At 56.9% G+C, this 14423-nt stretch carries 17 protein-coding genes; 10 read left to right on the forward strand and 7 right to left on the reverse strand.

Going from position 1 to position 14423, the window contains the following annotated elements; genetic code table 11:
• Positions 1-5: 5 nt before the first annotated feature.
• From HNR55_RS00430 to HNR55_RS00440, 3 genes are all read left to right on the forward strand, one after another.
• The gene (locus HNR55_RS00430) at positions 6-236 is read left to right on the forward strand and encodes a BolA/IbaG family iron-sulfur metabolism protein (protein ID WP_025825210.1); all 231 of its coding nucleotides are present in this window, start codon (positions 6-8) and stop codon (positions 234-236) included.
• Between the two features lie 39 nt (positions 237-275).
• Entirely contained in the window at positions 276-614 is a 339-nt protein-coding gene (gene grxD / locus HNR55_RS00435) for a Grx4 family monothiol glutaredoxin (RefSeq protein WP_086645961.1), read from the forward strand.
• A gap of 70 nt (positions 615-684) precedes the next feature.
• A complete protein-coding gene (locus tag HNR55_RS00440; RefSeq protein ID WP_166109850.1) occupies positions 685-1005 on the forward strand; it encodes a hypothetical protein in 321 nt (106 codons plus the stop codon).
• Positions 1006-1066: 61 nt separating this feature from the next.
• Here HNR55_RS00440 and HNR55_RS00445 read toward each other — a convergent pair whose 3' ends face one another.
• Positions 1067-1519, reverse strand: coding sequence for a YraN family protein (locus HNR55_RS00445; RefSeq protein ID WP_166109853.1), 453 nt, complete (start codon positions 1517-1519; stop codon positions 1067-1069).
• Between HNR55_RS00445 and cls the strand changes: the two genes are divergently transcribed.
• A complete protein-coding gene (gene cls, locus HNR55_RS00450) occupies positions 1518-2945 on the forward strand; it encodes a cardiolipin synthase (RefSeq protein WP_166109856.1) in 1428 nt (475 codons plus the stop codon). The genes HNR55_RS00445 and cls overlap by 2 nt on opposite strands.
• Here cls and HNR55_RS00455 read toward each other — a convergent pair.
• Positions 2936-3643, reverse strand: a complete 708-nt coding sequence (locus HNR55_RS00455) for an endonuclease/exonuclease/phosphatase family protein (RefSeq protein ID WP_166109859.1) — start codon at positions 3641-3643, stop codon at positions 2936-2938. The two genes, cls and HNR55_RS00455, sit on opposite strands and share 10 nt — an antisense overlap.
• Complete coding sequence (locus HNR55_RS00460; RefSeq protein ID WP_166109862.1) at positions 3640-4728, reverse strand: AI-2E family transporter; 1089 nt, start codon at positions 4726-4728, stop codon at positions 3640-3642. The genes HNR55_RS00455 and HNR55_RS00460 overlap by 4 nt, the downstream gene beginning before the upstream one ends.
• Before the next feature lie 212 nt (positions 4729-4940).
• Here HNR55_RS00460 and HNR55_RS00465 point away from each other — a divergent pair, with 212 nt between their 5' ends.
• Positions 4941-5789 carry a sulfurtransferase gene (locus HNR55_RS00465; RefSeq protein WP_166109865.1) on the forward strand — a complete coding sequence of 283 codons (849 nt, stop codon included), beginning with the start codon at positions 4941-4943 and terminating at the stop codon, positions 5787-5789.
• The gene (gene metC, locus HNR55_RS00470; protein WP_166109868.1) at positions 5786-6997 is read left to right on the forward strand and encodes a cystathionine beta-lyase; all 1212 of its coding nucleotides are present in this window, start codon (positions 5786-5788) and stop codon (positions 6995-6997) included. The genes HNR55_RS00465 and metC overlap by 4 nt, the downstream gene beginning before the upstream one ends.
• Positions 6998-7000: 3 nt before the next feature.
• Here metC and HNR55_RS00475 read toward each other — a convergent pair whose 3' ends face one another.
• The 4 genes from HNR55_RS00475 to HNR55_RS00490 form a co-directional block, all read right to left on the reverse strand.
• Entirely contained in the window at positions 7001-8494 is a 1494-nt protein-coding gene (locus HNR55_RS00475) for a YifB family Mg chelatase-like AAA ATPase (RefSeq protein ID WP_166109871.1), read from the reverse strand.
• Between the two features lie 22 nt (positions 8495-8516).
• Positions 8517-9776: a phosphoglycerate dehydrogenase gene (gene serA, locus HNR55_RS00480; protein WP_166109874.1), complete on the reverse strand. Its 1260-nt coding sequence runs from the start codon at positions 9774-9776 to the stop codon at positions 8517-8519.
• A gap of 107 nt (positions 9777-9883) precedes the next feature.
• Positions 9884-10675: an inositol monophosphatase family protein gene (locus tag HNR55_RS00485; protein WP_166109877.1), complete on the reverse strand. Its 792-nt coding sequence runs from the start codon at positions 10673-10675 to the stop codon at positions 9884-9886.
• Positions 10672-11190: a c-type cytochrome gene (locus HNR55_RS00490; RefSeq protein WP_166109880.1), complete on the reverse strand. Its 519-nt coding sequence runs from the start codon at positions 11188-11190 to the stop codon at positions 10672-10674. Before HNR55_RS00490 ends, HNR55_RS00485 begins: the two co-directional genes overlap by 4 nt.
• Positions 11191-11298: 108 nt before the next feature.
• Here HNR55_RS00490 and HNR55_RS00495 point away from each other — a divergent pair, with 108 nt between their 5' ends.
• Genes HNR55_RS00495 through smpB form a run of 4 tightly spaced genes read left to right on the forward strand, consistent with a single transcriptional unit; the run spans position 11299 to position 14337 of the window.
• The gene (locus HNR55_RS00495; protein ID WP_184382539.1) at positions 11299-12033 is read left to right on the forward strand and encodes a 3-deoxy-manno-octulosonate cytidylyltransferase; all 735 of its coding nucleotides are present in this window, start codon (positions 11299-11301) and stop codon (positions 12031-12033) included.
• A gap of 5 nt (positions 12034-12038) precedes the next feature.
• The gene (locus HNR55_RS00500) at positions 12039-12935 is read left to right on the forward strand and encodes a prephenate dehydratase (protein WP_166109886.1); all 897 of its coding nucleotides are present in this window, start codon (positions 12039-12041) and stop codon (positions 12933-12935) included.
• Positions 12936-12946: 11 nt separating this feature from the next.
• On the forward strand, positions 12947-13837 hold the full coding sequence (gene dapA, locus HNR55_RS00505; protein ID WP_166109889.1) for a 4-hydroxy-tetrahydrodipicolinate synthase: 891 nt from the start codon (positions 12947-12949) through the stop codon (positions 13835-13837).
• A 2-nt stretch (positions 13838-13839) separates the two neighbouring features.
• Positions 13840-14337 (forward strand): SsrA-binding protein SmpB, encoded by a 498-nt coding sequence (gene smpB / locus HNR55_RS00510; RefSeq protein ID WP_166109892.1) that lies wholly within the window; start codon positions 13840-13842, stop codon positions 14335-14337.
• Positions 14338-14423 lie beyond the last annotated feature (86 nt).

Below are 14423 nucleotides of genomic sequence, written 5' to 3' on the forward strand. Positions count from 1 at the left end.
GCACCATGGCCATGTCCGCCACAGAACTTGAAGCTTATATTCTGAAGGCGTTCCCCGATGCCCAGATCAAGATTGATGATCTGGCAGGAGATGGGGATCACTATTCCTGTTCAATTGTAAGCGAGGCGTTTCGTGATGTTCCGCGTGTAAGGCAGCATCAACTCGTTTATAATGCGCTTGAAGGACATATGGGGGGCAAGCTGCATGCGCTGGCTCTCCGTACCTCCGCTCCCTGACCAGAGCCCGGATTCTACACGAGCAAGGATAACAGACAGATGACTGATTCCATCAAACAGACCATCCAGCAGGATATTGATTCAAACCCTGTCATGCTTTTCATGAAGGGGGATGCCGATTTCCCACAGTGTGGCTTTTCTGCCCGCGTAGTGCAGATTCTGCAGCAGATTGGCGTACCGTTCAAAGCCGCCAATGTTCTGGCAGATTCCGCGCTGCGTCAGGGCATTAAGGACTATTCCAACTGGCCCACCATTCCCCAGCTTTACGTCAAAGGCGAGTTTGTTGGTGGGTGCGACATTGTGACCGAAATGTACCAGACCGGTGAACTGCAAAAACTGCTGCAGGAAAAAAACATCGCCTGCAACGCATCCGCCTGAATTATGGGTTGTCAGCCTGTAATTGCTTTGTATAGTTTCAGGCAGACATAAGATCAGGGGGCTAAGGTTAATGACGCGAGTGCCGTTTGTACGCGGGCTTTTTGCTCTGGCCGGTATTGGTCTGAGCGTAATAGCCACCAGTTCTTCTGTGCATGCGGAACGTGTTCTTTCCGATCTGGAAGCCAGTAAATTAACCTTTGCCTCCCTGACCGCACCACCGCCTGTTGTGCATGTTCGCCATATTGTGCACCATACGGCAACAGCAAGCCATGCACCGCACAAAGTCGTACTGGCCTCTGCCCAGCATGGTAAAATGGTGCATCTGGTGAGCTACCATCCCAGCGCACATACAGCAGCGGTACACAGCAGCAAGCCCCACCGCCGTACCTGAATGCCGTCTGGTTTGAACGGGCCACGTTTCGGGGCAGGGTAGTCCTTAATCTGTCCCTGCCTTACATCTGACGGATAATATCTTCCAGCCATGCCATCTGACCTTTTGCGTCCAGCATAAACAGGTCAAACCGCAGGTTTTCATACTGCCACTGCGGGTGGCTTTGTAGCAGACACTCCGCAGCCCTGTATACTCTTCGGGACTGCGCTGCGGAAAGACATTCCGCAGCTCCACGCAATGTCTGGCGCTGTTTGACTTCAATAAAACAGATTGTTGCGCCATTTTGTGCAACAATATCAATTTCGCCCCGGCGGGTTTTTGCCCTTTGGAGCAGAATGTTCCACCCTGAACCCCGCAATTTCTGACAAACAGCCTCCTCCGCCGCCAGACCATTGTGGTAGGATGCGTAACCTCTCGCCCGCTTTGCGGCAGAGACTGGAAGCTGTTGTGCAGAACACTTATTCGCTATGTTGTGGACGTCAGCCGCCTGTTGTGTAAGCCTTCTCTCCACCATGCTTTTTGATCTCCAGTTTTCCACAACAGTCCTGATTGTTGCGTGTGTGCGCCTGTGTCTGGTTACCGGCGTGAGTTTGCATATTCTGCTTACAAAACGGAATACGTCATCCGCCATCGGGTGGATTGGCATATGTGTTCTTATGCCGTTTCTGGGAACAGTTCTCTACCTCATGTTCGGGATCAACCGTGTGACCCGACTAGCCAAAAAGCTGGTGGGGGACCGAACGGCACACAGGCCGGATGGGGCAGACCTGTCCGCATGGAACAGGGAGCTTGATGGCCAGTTTGCACCTCTGGCATTAATGGTGGGCAAGCTGACAACCCGCCCCGTTGTTGGCAATAACAGCATCACCTGCCTGCATGATGGCGATGGCGCTTACCCGCATATGCTGGACGCCATAGAAACAGCGACCAGAAGCATTCTGCTTTGTTCGTATATTTTCCGGCATGACGCCAGCGGGCAATTATTCGCAGACAAGCTGATTGCCGCGCATAAAAGAGGGGTCAATGTCCGTGTGCTGGTGGACGGTATTGGCAGCGGATATTTTTTATCTCCCATCTACCGTTATCTGAAAAGGGAAGGGGTTCCCTGCGCACGCTTCATGCATTCACTCCTCCCCTGGCGGATGCCGTTCCTTAATTTACGGAACCACCGCAAAATTCTGGTTGTGGATGGTCGCATCGGGTTTATGGGAGGGCTCAACATTGCCGACAACAATCTGGTCGCGCGCAAGCCCCGGCATCCTGTATCTGACACGCATTTCCGGATTGAAGGGCCAGTTGTGCATCAGCTGGCACAGGTTGCCGCATGGGACTGGTATTTTACAACCGGGGAACAGCTGCACCGGGATCTCTTTTTACAGGAACATACCAGTAAAGGGAGTTCTCTTGCCCGGATTGTTACAGCGGGCCCGGACACCGATCTGGAAAAAATTGAATATACCATGCTTCAGGCCATTACGCTTTCGCGCAAAAGCATACGGCTGATGACACCCTATTTTTTACCGGGAGCCCGCTTTTTGTCCGAACTCGGGCTGGCAGCCTTACGCGGCGTACAGGTAGATATTATTATTCCACTCCGCAGCAACCATCGCCCACTGGACTGGGCCTGTGCCGCCAATATATCCCCTCTGCTGGATACAGGAGCACGCGTCTGGCACGCCAATCCCCCCTTTAACCATTCCAAACTGATGGTTGTGGACAAAGCATGGTCTTTTGTCGGCAGTTCCAACCTTGATATTCGCAGCCTGCGTCTGAACTTTGAAATCAATATGGAGACATATGACGTCACCATGGCGGAAATCATGGATGAATTCATATGCCAGCACCGCAACCAGCGACTAACACATTATGATCTGGACAAACGGAACTACCCAACCCGCATACGGGATTCCTTTGCCAGACTGTTCATGCCTTACCTGTAAGCACTCGCCAGTGTACGCCGACCAATTTCTGGCTGGAGTGTGACCGCTATGGGCCGATGATCCGAGGCAAAAACGGGCAGCACCTGCGCGTCCGAGCAGACCATGCCCTCCACCAGACAACGGTCCAGACGAATGGGCAGCAGGTCAATCATACGGTGTGTCGGAGCTTTTGGCCCCACATCGGCAAATCCCGGAACAAGGGTTGGCCCCACCAGATTAAAATCTCCCAGAATAGCGCATGGCGCAGAAAGCAGGGATGCAATCCGCCGCAACTGCCTGCGGTTAAGCATCTGCCCATGTGAAAGATGAACATTAGCCAGAGAAAACTGAGGGTAATCTATGATCTGGGCGTGTCGTTTAACTATTGGTCCAGACGGAATGGTGCATGCCCGTGGCGGCCGCGCAAAAGGCATGCGGCTCCAGCACGCCACACCGTGAATACGCCCCGGCAGGGGGGAGCGTGCATAGTGGCCACCAATCACATCAGGCAGCACGTCTATTTCCACCGTGGCTTCCTGCATGAGCAGAATATCCGGCTGTTCGGCCTCTATAAGGGCGGCCACATCATGCACTGTCGCCCCTGTGCGACGGAGCAGGTTCCAGCTGATAATGCGGACCCCAGGTGTGTCATTGGCAGCCACATGCCTGCGCCGCCCTTTGGATGCAAGCTCAACAAAACGGGCCAGACGGCTCTTCATGATGCGATATTCCTTGTATCATCCAGTGGTGGTCGCGCGGGCCCGCCCTGCGCAAATTCCATGGTCAGCGTAAAGCCGGTAGCAAGCAGGACCGGGCCGAGAAAAATACCCACCCCTCCAAAAGCCAGCAATCCACCTATGACCCCCAGCACGGTAAGCAGGTAAGGCAGCTTGGACCCTCGTGCGATAAACAGCGGACGGATAAGATGATCCGCACCAGAAATAAACGCCACGCCATATATGATAAGCAAAATCCCCTTGAGCTGGTGATGGGTTACAAACAGCCATACCGCAGCCGGGATCCACACCAAAGGCGCACCAACGGGGAATACCGCCAGAAAGGCTGCAATTCCGCCTAGAATAACCGGCTCGGCCACGCCAAAGAACCACAACCCGAGCCCGGTCAGAATACCCTGAATAATGGCGGTGCCAAGAATGCCATACACGGTGCCGCGCACTGTACTGGCAATAATGGACAGGTGCCGCCCGGCCTGGGGTCCGGCAATCCGCAGGATAACAGCCTGTAGCGTGTCCCACAGAATGGAGCCGCTGATCCAGAAAAAGAAGGAAATGAACAAAGCCGTTACAAGATGCAATGCTCCATTGGCCATTTGCATGAGCACACCAAGAACAGACTGGATAATGCTTCCCGCATAGGGGCGCAATTCAGCCGCGGCAAGCCCGAGGTTACGGCTCCACAACGCCCAGCGATGATGAATATCCGGTCCAAAAACAGGCAGGTTGTCCAGCCATCTCGGCAGGGGAGGCAACTGGTTGACCTGCCCGAACAGGGTTGTCAGCTGCAAGGCCCAGCGCGGGCCAGACGCCACACAGGCCGATGCCAGAAGCGCGAGTGGAAACACCACACACACAGCACACAGGACCGTCATGATCAGGCTGGCCGCATTGGCCCCCATACTCCGCCGCAAATACTGGAAAAAAGGCCATGTGGTGTAGGTCAGCACCCCCGCCCAGAGCAGGGCAGAGGAAAAAGGAACCAGCACGGCAATGCATCCATAGGCAATGCCTGCCAGCAATAAAAACCGGAGAATACGTTCAGCCGTCAATGTGTGACTATCTGTCATGCGCGCAACAAACCACCGAACGCCTTACTTTTGTGTCTAACTGACAGGAACATGGCATATCAGTTGTATGGTATGGCGCATTCCGCACTGAGTTTCCAGCCGGTTCGGATAGAGGCTTTAGTACAGCCTCTTCACATATCATAACTCATTTGCCAGTTTGGAAGGACTATGTGATCGTATTGTCCTGTTAAAAAAACATGAGGTCTCTGGTCATGTCTCCTCTCATTCCCGGCAGTTTCCTGCCAGCGCTCGCCAAGGACACTACAATCCGTTTTCTGGATGCCACCACCCTGTTGCCCGGAGAGACATTTGACCCGCAGGCTGCATTTAAGGCCTGCCATATTCCGGGTAGCCAGTATTTTGACATCTCTGTTTTTTCTGACCCGCAGAGCACCCTGCCAAATACCGTGCCATCCGCCGCACGCTTTGCCCATCTGTTTGGCCAGATGGGCATTACGCCTCAGACCCATGTTGTTTTTTACGATCAGGGCAATGTGGCCTCTGCCTGCCGGGCCTGGTGGATGACCAGACTGTTCGGGCATGAAAAAACCCAGATCATCCAGGGTGGCCTCAATGCCTGGCGACAGCAGCACCTGCCGGTGGAACAGGGGGAGAGCGCTTCGCATGCCCCACAGGTCTATCATCCCAGAACTGAATATTCCCGTCTGGCCGGTCTTGGGGATATGCTTGGACATGTTCGGCTGCAAAACCGCCCCATACTGGACGCCCGGAGTGCTGCACGTTTTTATGGCACAGACCCCGAACCACGCGCGGGTGTAAAGTCCGGGCACATGCCCGGCGCGCGTAACATTCCCTATAAAACCGTGCTGGACGAAAATGGCTTTTTCCTTCCCGCCGCACAACTGCAGGCCCTGTTTTTACAGGCGGGGGTTTCTGCCACAACGCACCCCATTACCACCTGTGGCTCCGGCATGACCGCCGCGGTTCTGAACGTTGCGCTGGAACTGGCGGGCTTTCCTTCCAACGCTCTTTATGATGGTTCCTGGGCCGAGTGGGGCAGCACACCCGGCACGCCAGTTACAAACGGCCAAAATCCATGACAGAGCGCAACAGTGTAGATGCCGGGTGGCAGAAACTTGGCACATCCCTGACCCATACAGGTAGGGCGACCCCTCCCGAGATGGGGACATACGTCAATCCGCCGCTGGAGCGTGGCTCCACCGTGCTCTTTCCCTCCCTCAAGAGCATGAACCGCAAAGGGCAGGAGCGTTATGATCACTCCAGCATCTATGGGGCTATGGGTTCACCCACCCAGCATGAACTGGAAAAACTGATTGCACGCATAGAAGGTGGTACGGACTGTCAGATTGTCAGCTCCGGTCTGGCAGCATGCACCACGCCGTTACTGGCTTTTTTAAAGGCAGGTGATCACTGCCTGCTGGCCGACAGCGTTTATGGCCCGACCCGCCGCTTTGCTGAAAACATGCTCCGGCGCTTTGGGGTGGATATTTCCTACTTTCCGCCCTGTGCTACCCGGCCCGAAGTGGAAGAATACGTCCAGTCCAACACCCGCATCATTTTTACCGAGAGTCCGGGCAGCCATACGTTTGAAGTGCAGGATATTCCCATGCTGGCGGAAGTTGCCCACCAGCATGGTGCGCGTCTTTTTCTGGACAACACATGGGGGTTCGGCATTTTTGCCCCGTTTGAACATGGCGTGGATGTCTCCATTCAGGCCCTGACCAAATACCCTTCCGGCCACTCCGATGTGATTGCCGGAGCCATCACTGTAGCGGATCCGGCAAGCTGGCATATCCTGCGGGACGCCTCCATCCAGCTTGGTCAGGTTGCCGGACCGGACGAGTGCTGGCTTACCCTGCGTGGCCTGCGCACAATGGGGGTTCGTATGGCGCAGCAGGCCCGCACCGCCCTGCAGGTTGCCACATGGCTCAAACAGCGCCCCGAAGTGGCGCAGGTCCTGCACCCCGCGCTGCCAGACTGCCCGGGCCATAACTTTTGGAAACGCGATTTTACAGGGGCTGGTAGCCTGTTTGGCGTGGTTCTAAACGCTCCATACACCTGCCAGAGCATGGAACGCATGATTAACGCCATGCGTCTGTTTGGTATTGGTGCGTCATGGGGGGGGTATGAAAGTCTGGTGCTCCCGACCACGGGAGGCATAACGCGGAACTTTGGCGCAGAGCAGCCAGAATCTCCCGCTTTCAGGCTTCAGATCGGTCTGGAAAACGCGCAGGACCTTATTGATGATCTGGATCAGGCTTTTAACGCCCTGCACCACGCAGCCTGAATCTTACAACGCAGAACGGACACGGAATGTAGCAGCCTCGGCAATATGCTGTGGCTCTACATCCGGCGCAGCCACCAGATCAGCAATGGTTCTGGCAACCCGTAACAGACGGGTGTACCCCCTCGCGGAAAAACGGTACCGCTCCGCCACAGCCTGCGCCAGTTCCTGAGCACTCCCGGTAAGTGAGAGCACATTCAGCGCCGCCTCGGCATTTTTTTGTACGCCCTGCCGCTCTGTCTGGCGCATTCTGGCCTGAGCCACGCGTACGGCGACTGTTGCCGTATTTTCTCCACCCGCCTGTGTCATGTAACCAAGAGGTTCATACGGCTGCATGGCTACATGCAGATCAATACGATCCATAAGTGGGCCAGACAGACGCGCCAGATAGTCCGCGCCACAACGGGGCGCTTTGCTACATTCGCGCGTTGCATCCCCCAGATAGCCACAACGGCAGGGGTTCATGGCGGCTATAAGCTGGAAGCGGGCAGGGTAGGTAATATGCACGGCTGCGCGCGCAATGCTGACCTGACCGGTTTCCAGCGGCTGGCGCAACGCCTCAAGTGCTGCGCGCGAAAACTCGGGCAGTTCATCCAAAAACAGCACACCATGATGCGCCAGACTGATTTCCCCCGGTCTGGCGCGCGCGCCACCACCCACGAGTGCAGGCAGGCTCGCGGAATGGTGCGGGTCCCTGACAGGCGGGCGGCGTATGGGCCTGCCATCGGGCAACAGCCCGGCCGCACTGTAGATACGTGAAACCGCCAGACTTTCCGATGGCAACAGATCCGGCAACAACCCACGCAACCGGGCCGCCAACATGGATTTACCCGCGCCGGGCGGGCCGGAAAGCAGCAGGGAATGCCCCCCGGCGGCCGCAATTTCCAACGCCCTGCGCCCTGTTTCCATCCCCCTGATGTCCGCAAGGTCAGGCTCAACATCTGTAGAAAGAGGCTCCGAGCGGGAAAAAACAGGTGTGCTGAGGATTTGCAGACCAGCAAAATGGTTGATTAACGCCAGAAGGTCAGGAGCCGCGAGAATGGCAATATCACCACCACATAAGGCTTCCTCCCCCTGTGATGCGGGACACACAAGCCCCAGTCCCATGGAGGCCGCCTCCAGAGAGGCCGAAAGCACGCCTGAAACAGGGTTAAGCCGTCCATCAAGCGAGAGTTCGCCAAGAGCCGCATAACGGCCCACTTCCTCTGCGGAGATCACCCCCATGGTAGCCAGCAGGGCCAGCGCGATGGGCAGGTCAAAATGCGAGCCTTCCTTGGGGAGGTCCGCAGGAACAAGATTAACAAGAATACGCTTTGCGGGAAGCGCTAACCCTATGGCCGTCAAGGCGGCCCGAACGCGCTCGCGCGCTTCACCCACCGCCTTGTCTGGCAGACCGACAACCAGAAATGCAGGTAAACCAGAGGATATCTGCACTTCAACCCATACGGGTCTGGCCTCGATACCCGAAAAAGCAAAACTGCGGATGCGGGAATAGATCATTCCCGCGCTCCGTAGCCCATGCTTAACGGCCCTTGTAAATCAGGCGGGCACGGACCGTGCCATCAAGTTCACGCAGGGCCTTGAGCAGACGATCATCCAGATCCGTATCCCCACCCGTATCGGCCTCGATCACCACATAACCGATTTCTCCATCGGTCTGGAGGAACTGGGCGGTAACGTTGCAGGTTTCGCGCAGGAAGATTTCATTCAGCTTCATCATAACACCGGGCATGTTATGATGCACGTGCATGAAGCGCGTGCCACGCGGGCTTTGCGGCAGCTGGACACCGGGGAAGTTAACCGCACCGAACGTGGAACCCACGTCCGAGTATTCCACCAGCTTGCGCGCTACTTCCACGCCAATCCGTTCCTGAGCTTCCGCCGTGGAACCGCCAATATGAGGGGTGAGAATCACGTTATCCAGCCCCATGATCGGGGTGGACAGCAGATCACCCGGGCCTTTGGGCTCTTTGGGATACACGTCAATGGCGGCACCAAGCAGGTGCTCGCTTTCCAGCGCCTTGGCCAGTGCATCCAGATCAACAACATTGCCACGGGCATTGTTGATGAGGAAGGACCCCTTCTTCATCTTGCTGATCTGTTCCGCACCCATCAGGTTCGCCGTAGTGGGCAACTGGGGGACGTGCAGGCTCACCACATCACTCTGGGCCAGCAGGTCGTCCAGTGTGTCAACCGGCAGAGCGTTACCGTGGCCGAGTTTATCCATCACATCGTAATAAACAACCCGCATGCCAAAGGCTTCCGCCAGAACGGAAAGCTGTGAGCCAATGGAGCCATAACCCACAATCCCAAGGGTTTTGCCACGCACTTCCCAGCTATTGGCGGCAGATTTGGTCCACTCGCCTTTATGGCACTCAACCGAGCGAGGAAAAATCCGACGCATCAGCATAACAATTTCCCCCATGACCAGTTCGGCCACGGAGCGCGTGTTGCTGTACGGTGCGTTAAAAACCGGAATCCCGCTCAGGCGTGTGGTTTCAAGATCAACCTGATTGGTGCCAATGCAAAAGCAGCCAATGGCCATCAGGCGATCAGCACCTTCAAGCACTTCCTTGGTCAGCTGCGTACGCGAGCGGATACCAACAATATGCACGCCTTCCAGCGCTTTTTTGAGCGCATCGCCCTCAAGCGCGCCTTTGTGGCGTACGACATTCTCGTAACCACAGGCCTTGAGGAGGGCGACGGCACTATCGTGGATACCCTCCAGCAGAAGAATACGGATCTTGTCCTTGGAGAGGGACAGGTGCGTGCTCGTGCTCATATTGGACTGACCATCGCTGTTGTACCGAAGCGCAGACCTATCGCAAAACAGGGGCAGTGCATAGTCTGGCCCGCCAGATTTGGCACTATTCCCACCAATAAATCTTGTTAATCCGCCCGCAGAATGCGCACTGCCTCACGGTGCAGGGCAGGGGAACCGGCGGCCAGAACCGTGCGATCTCCATCCATCCGCAGGGGGGTCCCATCCCATGCGCTCATAACCCCGCCAGCACCCTGCACAATGGGCACAAGCGCTCCCCAGTCCCAGGGGTTCATGTCGCATTCGGTAATCAGGTCAATCTGGCCCAGAGCAAGCAGCCCATAGGCATAACAATCCCCCCCCCATGTCATGCGGCGGGCCTGCCGCTTGAGCATTTTCCAGCGGTCATGCGGGGCCAGTTCCAGCATTTCGGGCGATGTGCACGACATTTCCGCCTCGCCAAGCGCTACATTCTGCCGGGTATGGGCCTGCCCCCCCAGGGAGGAAGTAAACACGGTTGCGCGCCCCTTTACCCCAACCCAGCGCTCGCCCAGAACCGGCTGGTCCAGAATACCCAGCACAGGCTCTCCTTTGTAAAAAAGGGCAATCAGGGTGCCAAAGAGCGGGCGCCCGGTTACAAACGCCCGCGTGCCATCCACCGGGTCCAGCAGCCACTGGTAATCCGCCTGAGCGTTGTCCTGCCCGAATTCCTCACCAAACACACCATGGTCTGGCAGACGTTCGGCCAGAATAGCCCGCATGACCCGTTCTGCCGTCCTGTCCGCGACCGTAACCGGGCTTGCATCCTTTTTGCTCTCCACCCCTACACCGCGCCTGAACCATGGTCGGACAACGCTCCGCGCGGTATCCGCCAGCATGGTTGCCACATCCACAAACTGGTCTGTTCTCTGCGGGGTCATCGGGGTGCTCCTGTTATTGGGGTGGGGGCAGGGGTATGCAGTGTGTGCAAATAGCTGATCACATCCGCCCTGTCCTGCGGGTCGTGCAGACCTGCAAAAGACATGTGTGTACCGGGTGCGTATCTGGCCGGAGCCATAAGCCAGTCAGATAATTTCTGATCGTCCCATATCTGCGCTGCATGCTGGCGCAACGCAGCGGAATAGGCGTAACCGGGAAGGGTAGCGATATTCCGCCCCACAACACCTGCCAGAACCGGGCCAGCATTGCCTTCGCTTCCAAGGGCAAAACCATGGCACTGGGCACAAATACGCCCCGCCAGCACAGTGCCATGGGCCAGACTGGCGCGCGGCATGTAAGACTCAATAGAAACCGCCCGCAGGTCCGGCAGACGAAAAACCGGGGCCACAGGGGCCGTGTCCGGCACAATGGAGCGTGCCGCCACAAGAGCACCGCCTATAGCCACCACACTTATCAACGCCGAAACCGCCACCCTGTTCAGGAACCTGCCATCCATCCGCACTTCTGCCCCTGCTGATCACTGGTTGCGTTTGCATTGCAGCTTTTCTAGACTGCGCGGCGCTTTTCCACGCCTATAAGCCGCGCTGTATTCTGGAGCAAGCTGATCATGCCGCCCCTTGTTGTCATACCCGCCAGACTTGCCTCAACAAGGCTGCCCGGCAAGCCCCTGGCGGATATTGCCGGGCAGCCCATGATCGTGCATGTGCTGAATGCCGCACTCAAGGCCGAAATTGGTCCGGTTGTGGTTGCAGCCGCCGACCCCGAAATCTGTGATGTTGTTACTAACGCGGGCGGGACAGCCATACTGACCAATCCCGACCTGCCATCCGGCTCGGACCGGGTCTGGCAGGCCGTGCAGACGCTGGACCCGCAGGGGCAGTACTCCACCATTATCAACCTGCAAGGGGACCTGCCCACACTGGCACCAGATGCCCTGCATACGGTGTGCGGGGTTCTGGATCATCCTGCGTTTGATATTGGAACACTTGTTGCCCCCGTTAGCACGGAAGCAGAGGCAACAGCCCCTTCTGTTGTCAAGGTTGCATGCCACTTCAAGCAGGCCACGCCCCATGCGGTCGCCCTCTATTTTTCCCGACAGCCCATTCCCGCAGGGCCGGGGCCTCTATGGCACCATGTTGGGATTTACGCATGGCGGCGGGCCGCTCTGGCCCGCTTTGTCCAGCTTCCTCCATCTGGTCTGGAACAGCGTGAAAGTCTGGAACAGCTCCGGGCACTGGAAGATGGTATGCGTATTGGCTGCGCGCGTCTTGCAATCGCGCCCTTTGGGGTTGATACACCACAGGATCTGGAACGGGCACGCCGCCTGCTTGGAGCTTAAAGGCCATGATGGACAAGGTTATAGCCTTTCAGGGCATGCACGGTGCGTATTCCGACATGGCCTGCCGCGCAGCGCGACCCGGCTGGACCACCCTGCCATGCCATAGCTTTGCAGATGCCATAGACGCAGTACATGCAGGCAAGGCCGAGCAGGCCATGCTGGCATGCGAAAACAGTCTGGCAGGTCGTGTGCCCGACATTCATTCGCTTCTGCCCGCTGCGGGACTGCATATTATTGGTGAGCACTTCCAGCGTGTTGAACACTGCCTGCTGGTGGTGCCCGGCACCCGCATGGAGCAGATCCGCCGCGTGCATACGCACCCTGTAGCCATGGCCCAGATCCGCAATCTGCTCAAAAACAATAATCTCACGCCCGTAACCGAGTTTGATACGGCAGGTGCTGCAGAACTGGTCGCACTCTGGCAAAAACCTGAAGAGGCCGCCGTAGCCTCCGCCCTTGCTGCGGAACTGTATGGGCTAGAAATCCTGCAACGGAACGTAGAAGACGCCTCCCACAATACGACACGGTTCTATATTACCGCGCGCACACCGCAGGTGCCCACACCACAGACACCCCATGTCATGACCACACTGCTCTTTAGTGTGCAAAACAGCCCCGGTGCCCTGTATAAGGTGCTTGGGGGCTTTGCCACCAATGGCGTCAACATGACCCGGCTGGAAAGCTACATGTCGGGCGAAACGTTTGCCGCTACACGTTTTTTGATGGATGTAGAGGGCCACCCCGGCGATTCCCGCCTAGGCAAAGCCTTGGCGGAACTTGAATTTTTTTCCAAAAACGCCACAATTCTAGGCGTCTATCAACAATCGCCGTTCAGGCACCAGGCTTCCACCCAAGGGCAGGACATCCCGCGTTCCGCTCCAGCAGATGCCATTACAGGATAAGTGACCGCTCCATGCCTCATACATTCTTCTCCGGCTCCATTACTGCACTCATCACCCCCATGAACCGGGACGGAAGCCTGGACTTTGTTTCGTTTGAAAAACTGGTGGACTGGCAGATCAAGGAAGGCACGGCAGGCCTGTGTGCCGTAGGCACAACGGGGGAAAGTCCAACCCTGTCACACACGGAACACCACGCTGTTGTCGAACGCACCATAAAAGTTGCCAATGGTCGCGTGCCGGTTATTGCCGGGGCGGGTTCCAACAGCACATCCGAAGCGGTTGATCTGGCACGCCATGCAGAGCAGGCCGGGGCAGCCGCCGCCCTTGTTGTGGCTCCGTATTACAACAAGCCTACGCAGGAAGGTCTGTACCGGCACTTTATGGCCGTGGCAGATGCTGTTTCCATCCCGGTGATTTTGTACAACATTCCCGGCCGCTCCATTATTGACATCAACGTGGAAACAACGGCCCGTCTGGCAAAGCACGGCAATATTGTTGGGGTAAAGGATGCAACAGCAAACCTGTTCCGCCCCCTGCAGGTGCGCCGGGCCGTGGACAAACCCTTTAACCAGCTCTCGGGCGAAGATGGCACAGCCGTCGCTTTTCTGGCAGCCGGTGGGGATGGATGCATTAGCGTGACATCCAACATTGCGCCCGCCCTGTGTGCCGCCGTGCAGAGCGCATGGAAAGCAGGGAAGACGCAGGAAGCCATTGCTATTCAGGACCGGCTGACCCCATTGCATGACACCCTGTTCTGCGAGAGCAATCCCGCACCGGCCAAATATGCCGCAAGTCTGCTGGGCCTTGCGGGGGAAACCTGCCGCCTGCCGCTGGCTCCCCTGAGCGATGAATCACGCCACAAAGTCCGGCAGGCTCTGGTTGATGTCGGATTGCTGGGCTGAACATGTCCACAAAATCCAGCAAAAGCACCATGATCTCCCACGGCATGGTCGCACAGAACCGCAAGGCCCGCTTTAACTACACCATCAAGGAAACGGTTGAGGCCGGGCTTGTGCTTAAAGGGCCGGAAGTAAAAAGCCTGCGCCTGGGTCGCGCAACAATTGGCGAAGCCTTTGCGGGCGAGCGTAATGGTGAACTCTGGCTGTTTAACAGCTACATCCCTGAATATCAGGGCGGAGTGCTATCCCGCTTTGATTCGCGCGCCCCCCGCAAGCTGCTTATGCACCGCAAGCAGGCCCAGAAGTTTATGGGCGCCATTGCCAAGCAGGGGGCAACCCTTGTTCCGCTGGATATTCACTTCAACGACCGCGGACTAGCCAAGGTAACCCTTGGTCTGGGCCTCGGTAAAAAGAGTGTGGACAAGCGCCAGACCGTAGCAGACCGGGACTGGCAGCGCGACAAGGCCCGCCTGATCCGCAACAAGGGGAAGGGCGACTACTAACCCCCGTTCCAGCCATTACATACGCACAGTTCTACGCAACTTTGGCAGAAACAAACGACTATAAAAAAAAGCCCCGGTTATAAACC

The sequence above is a fragment of the Acetobacter lovaniensis genome, from assembly GCF_014207635.1.
GTDB lineage: Bacteria > Pseudomonadota > Alphaproteobacteria > Acetobacterales > Acetobacteraceae > Acetobacter > Acetobacter lovaniensis.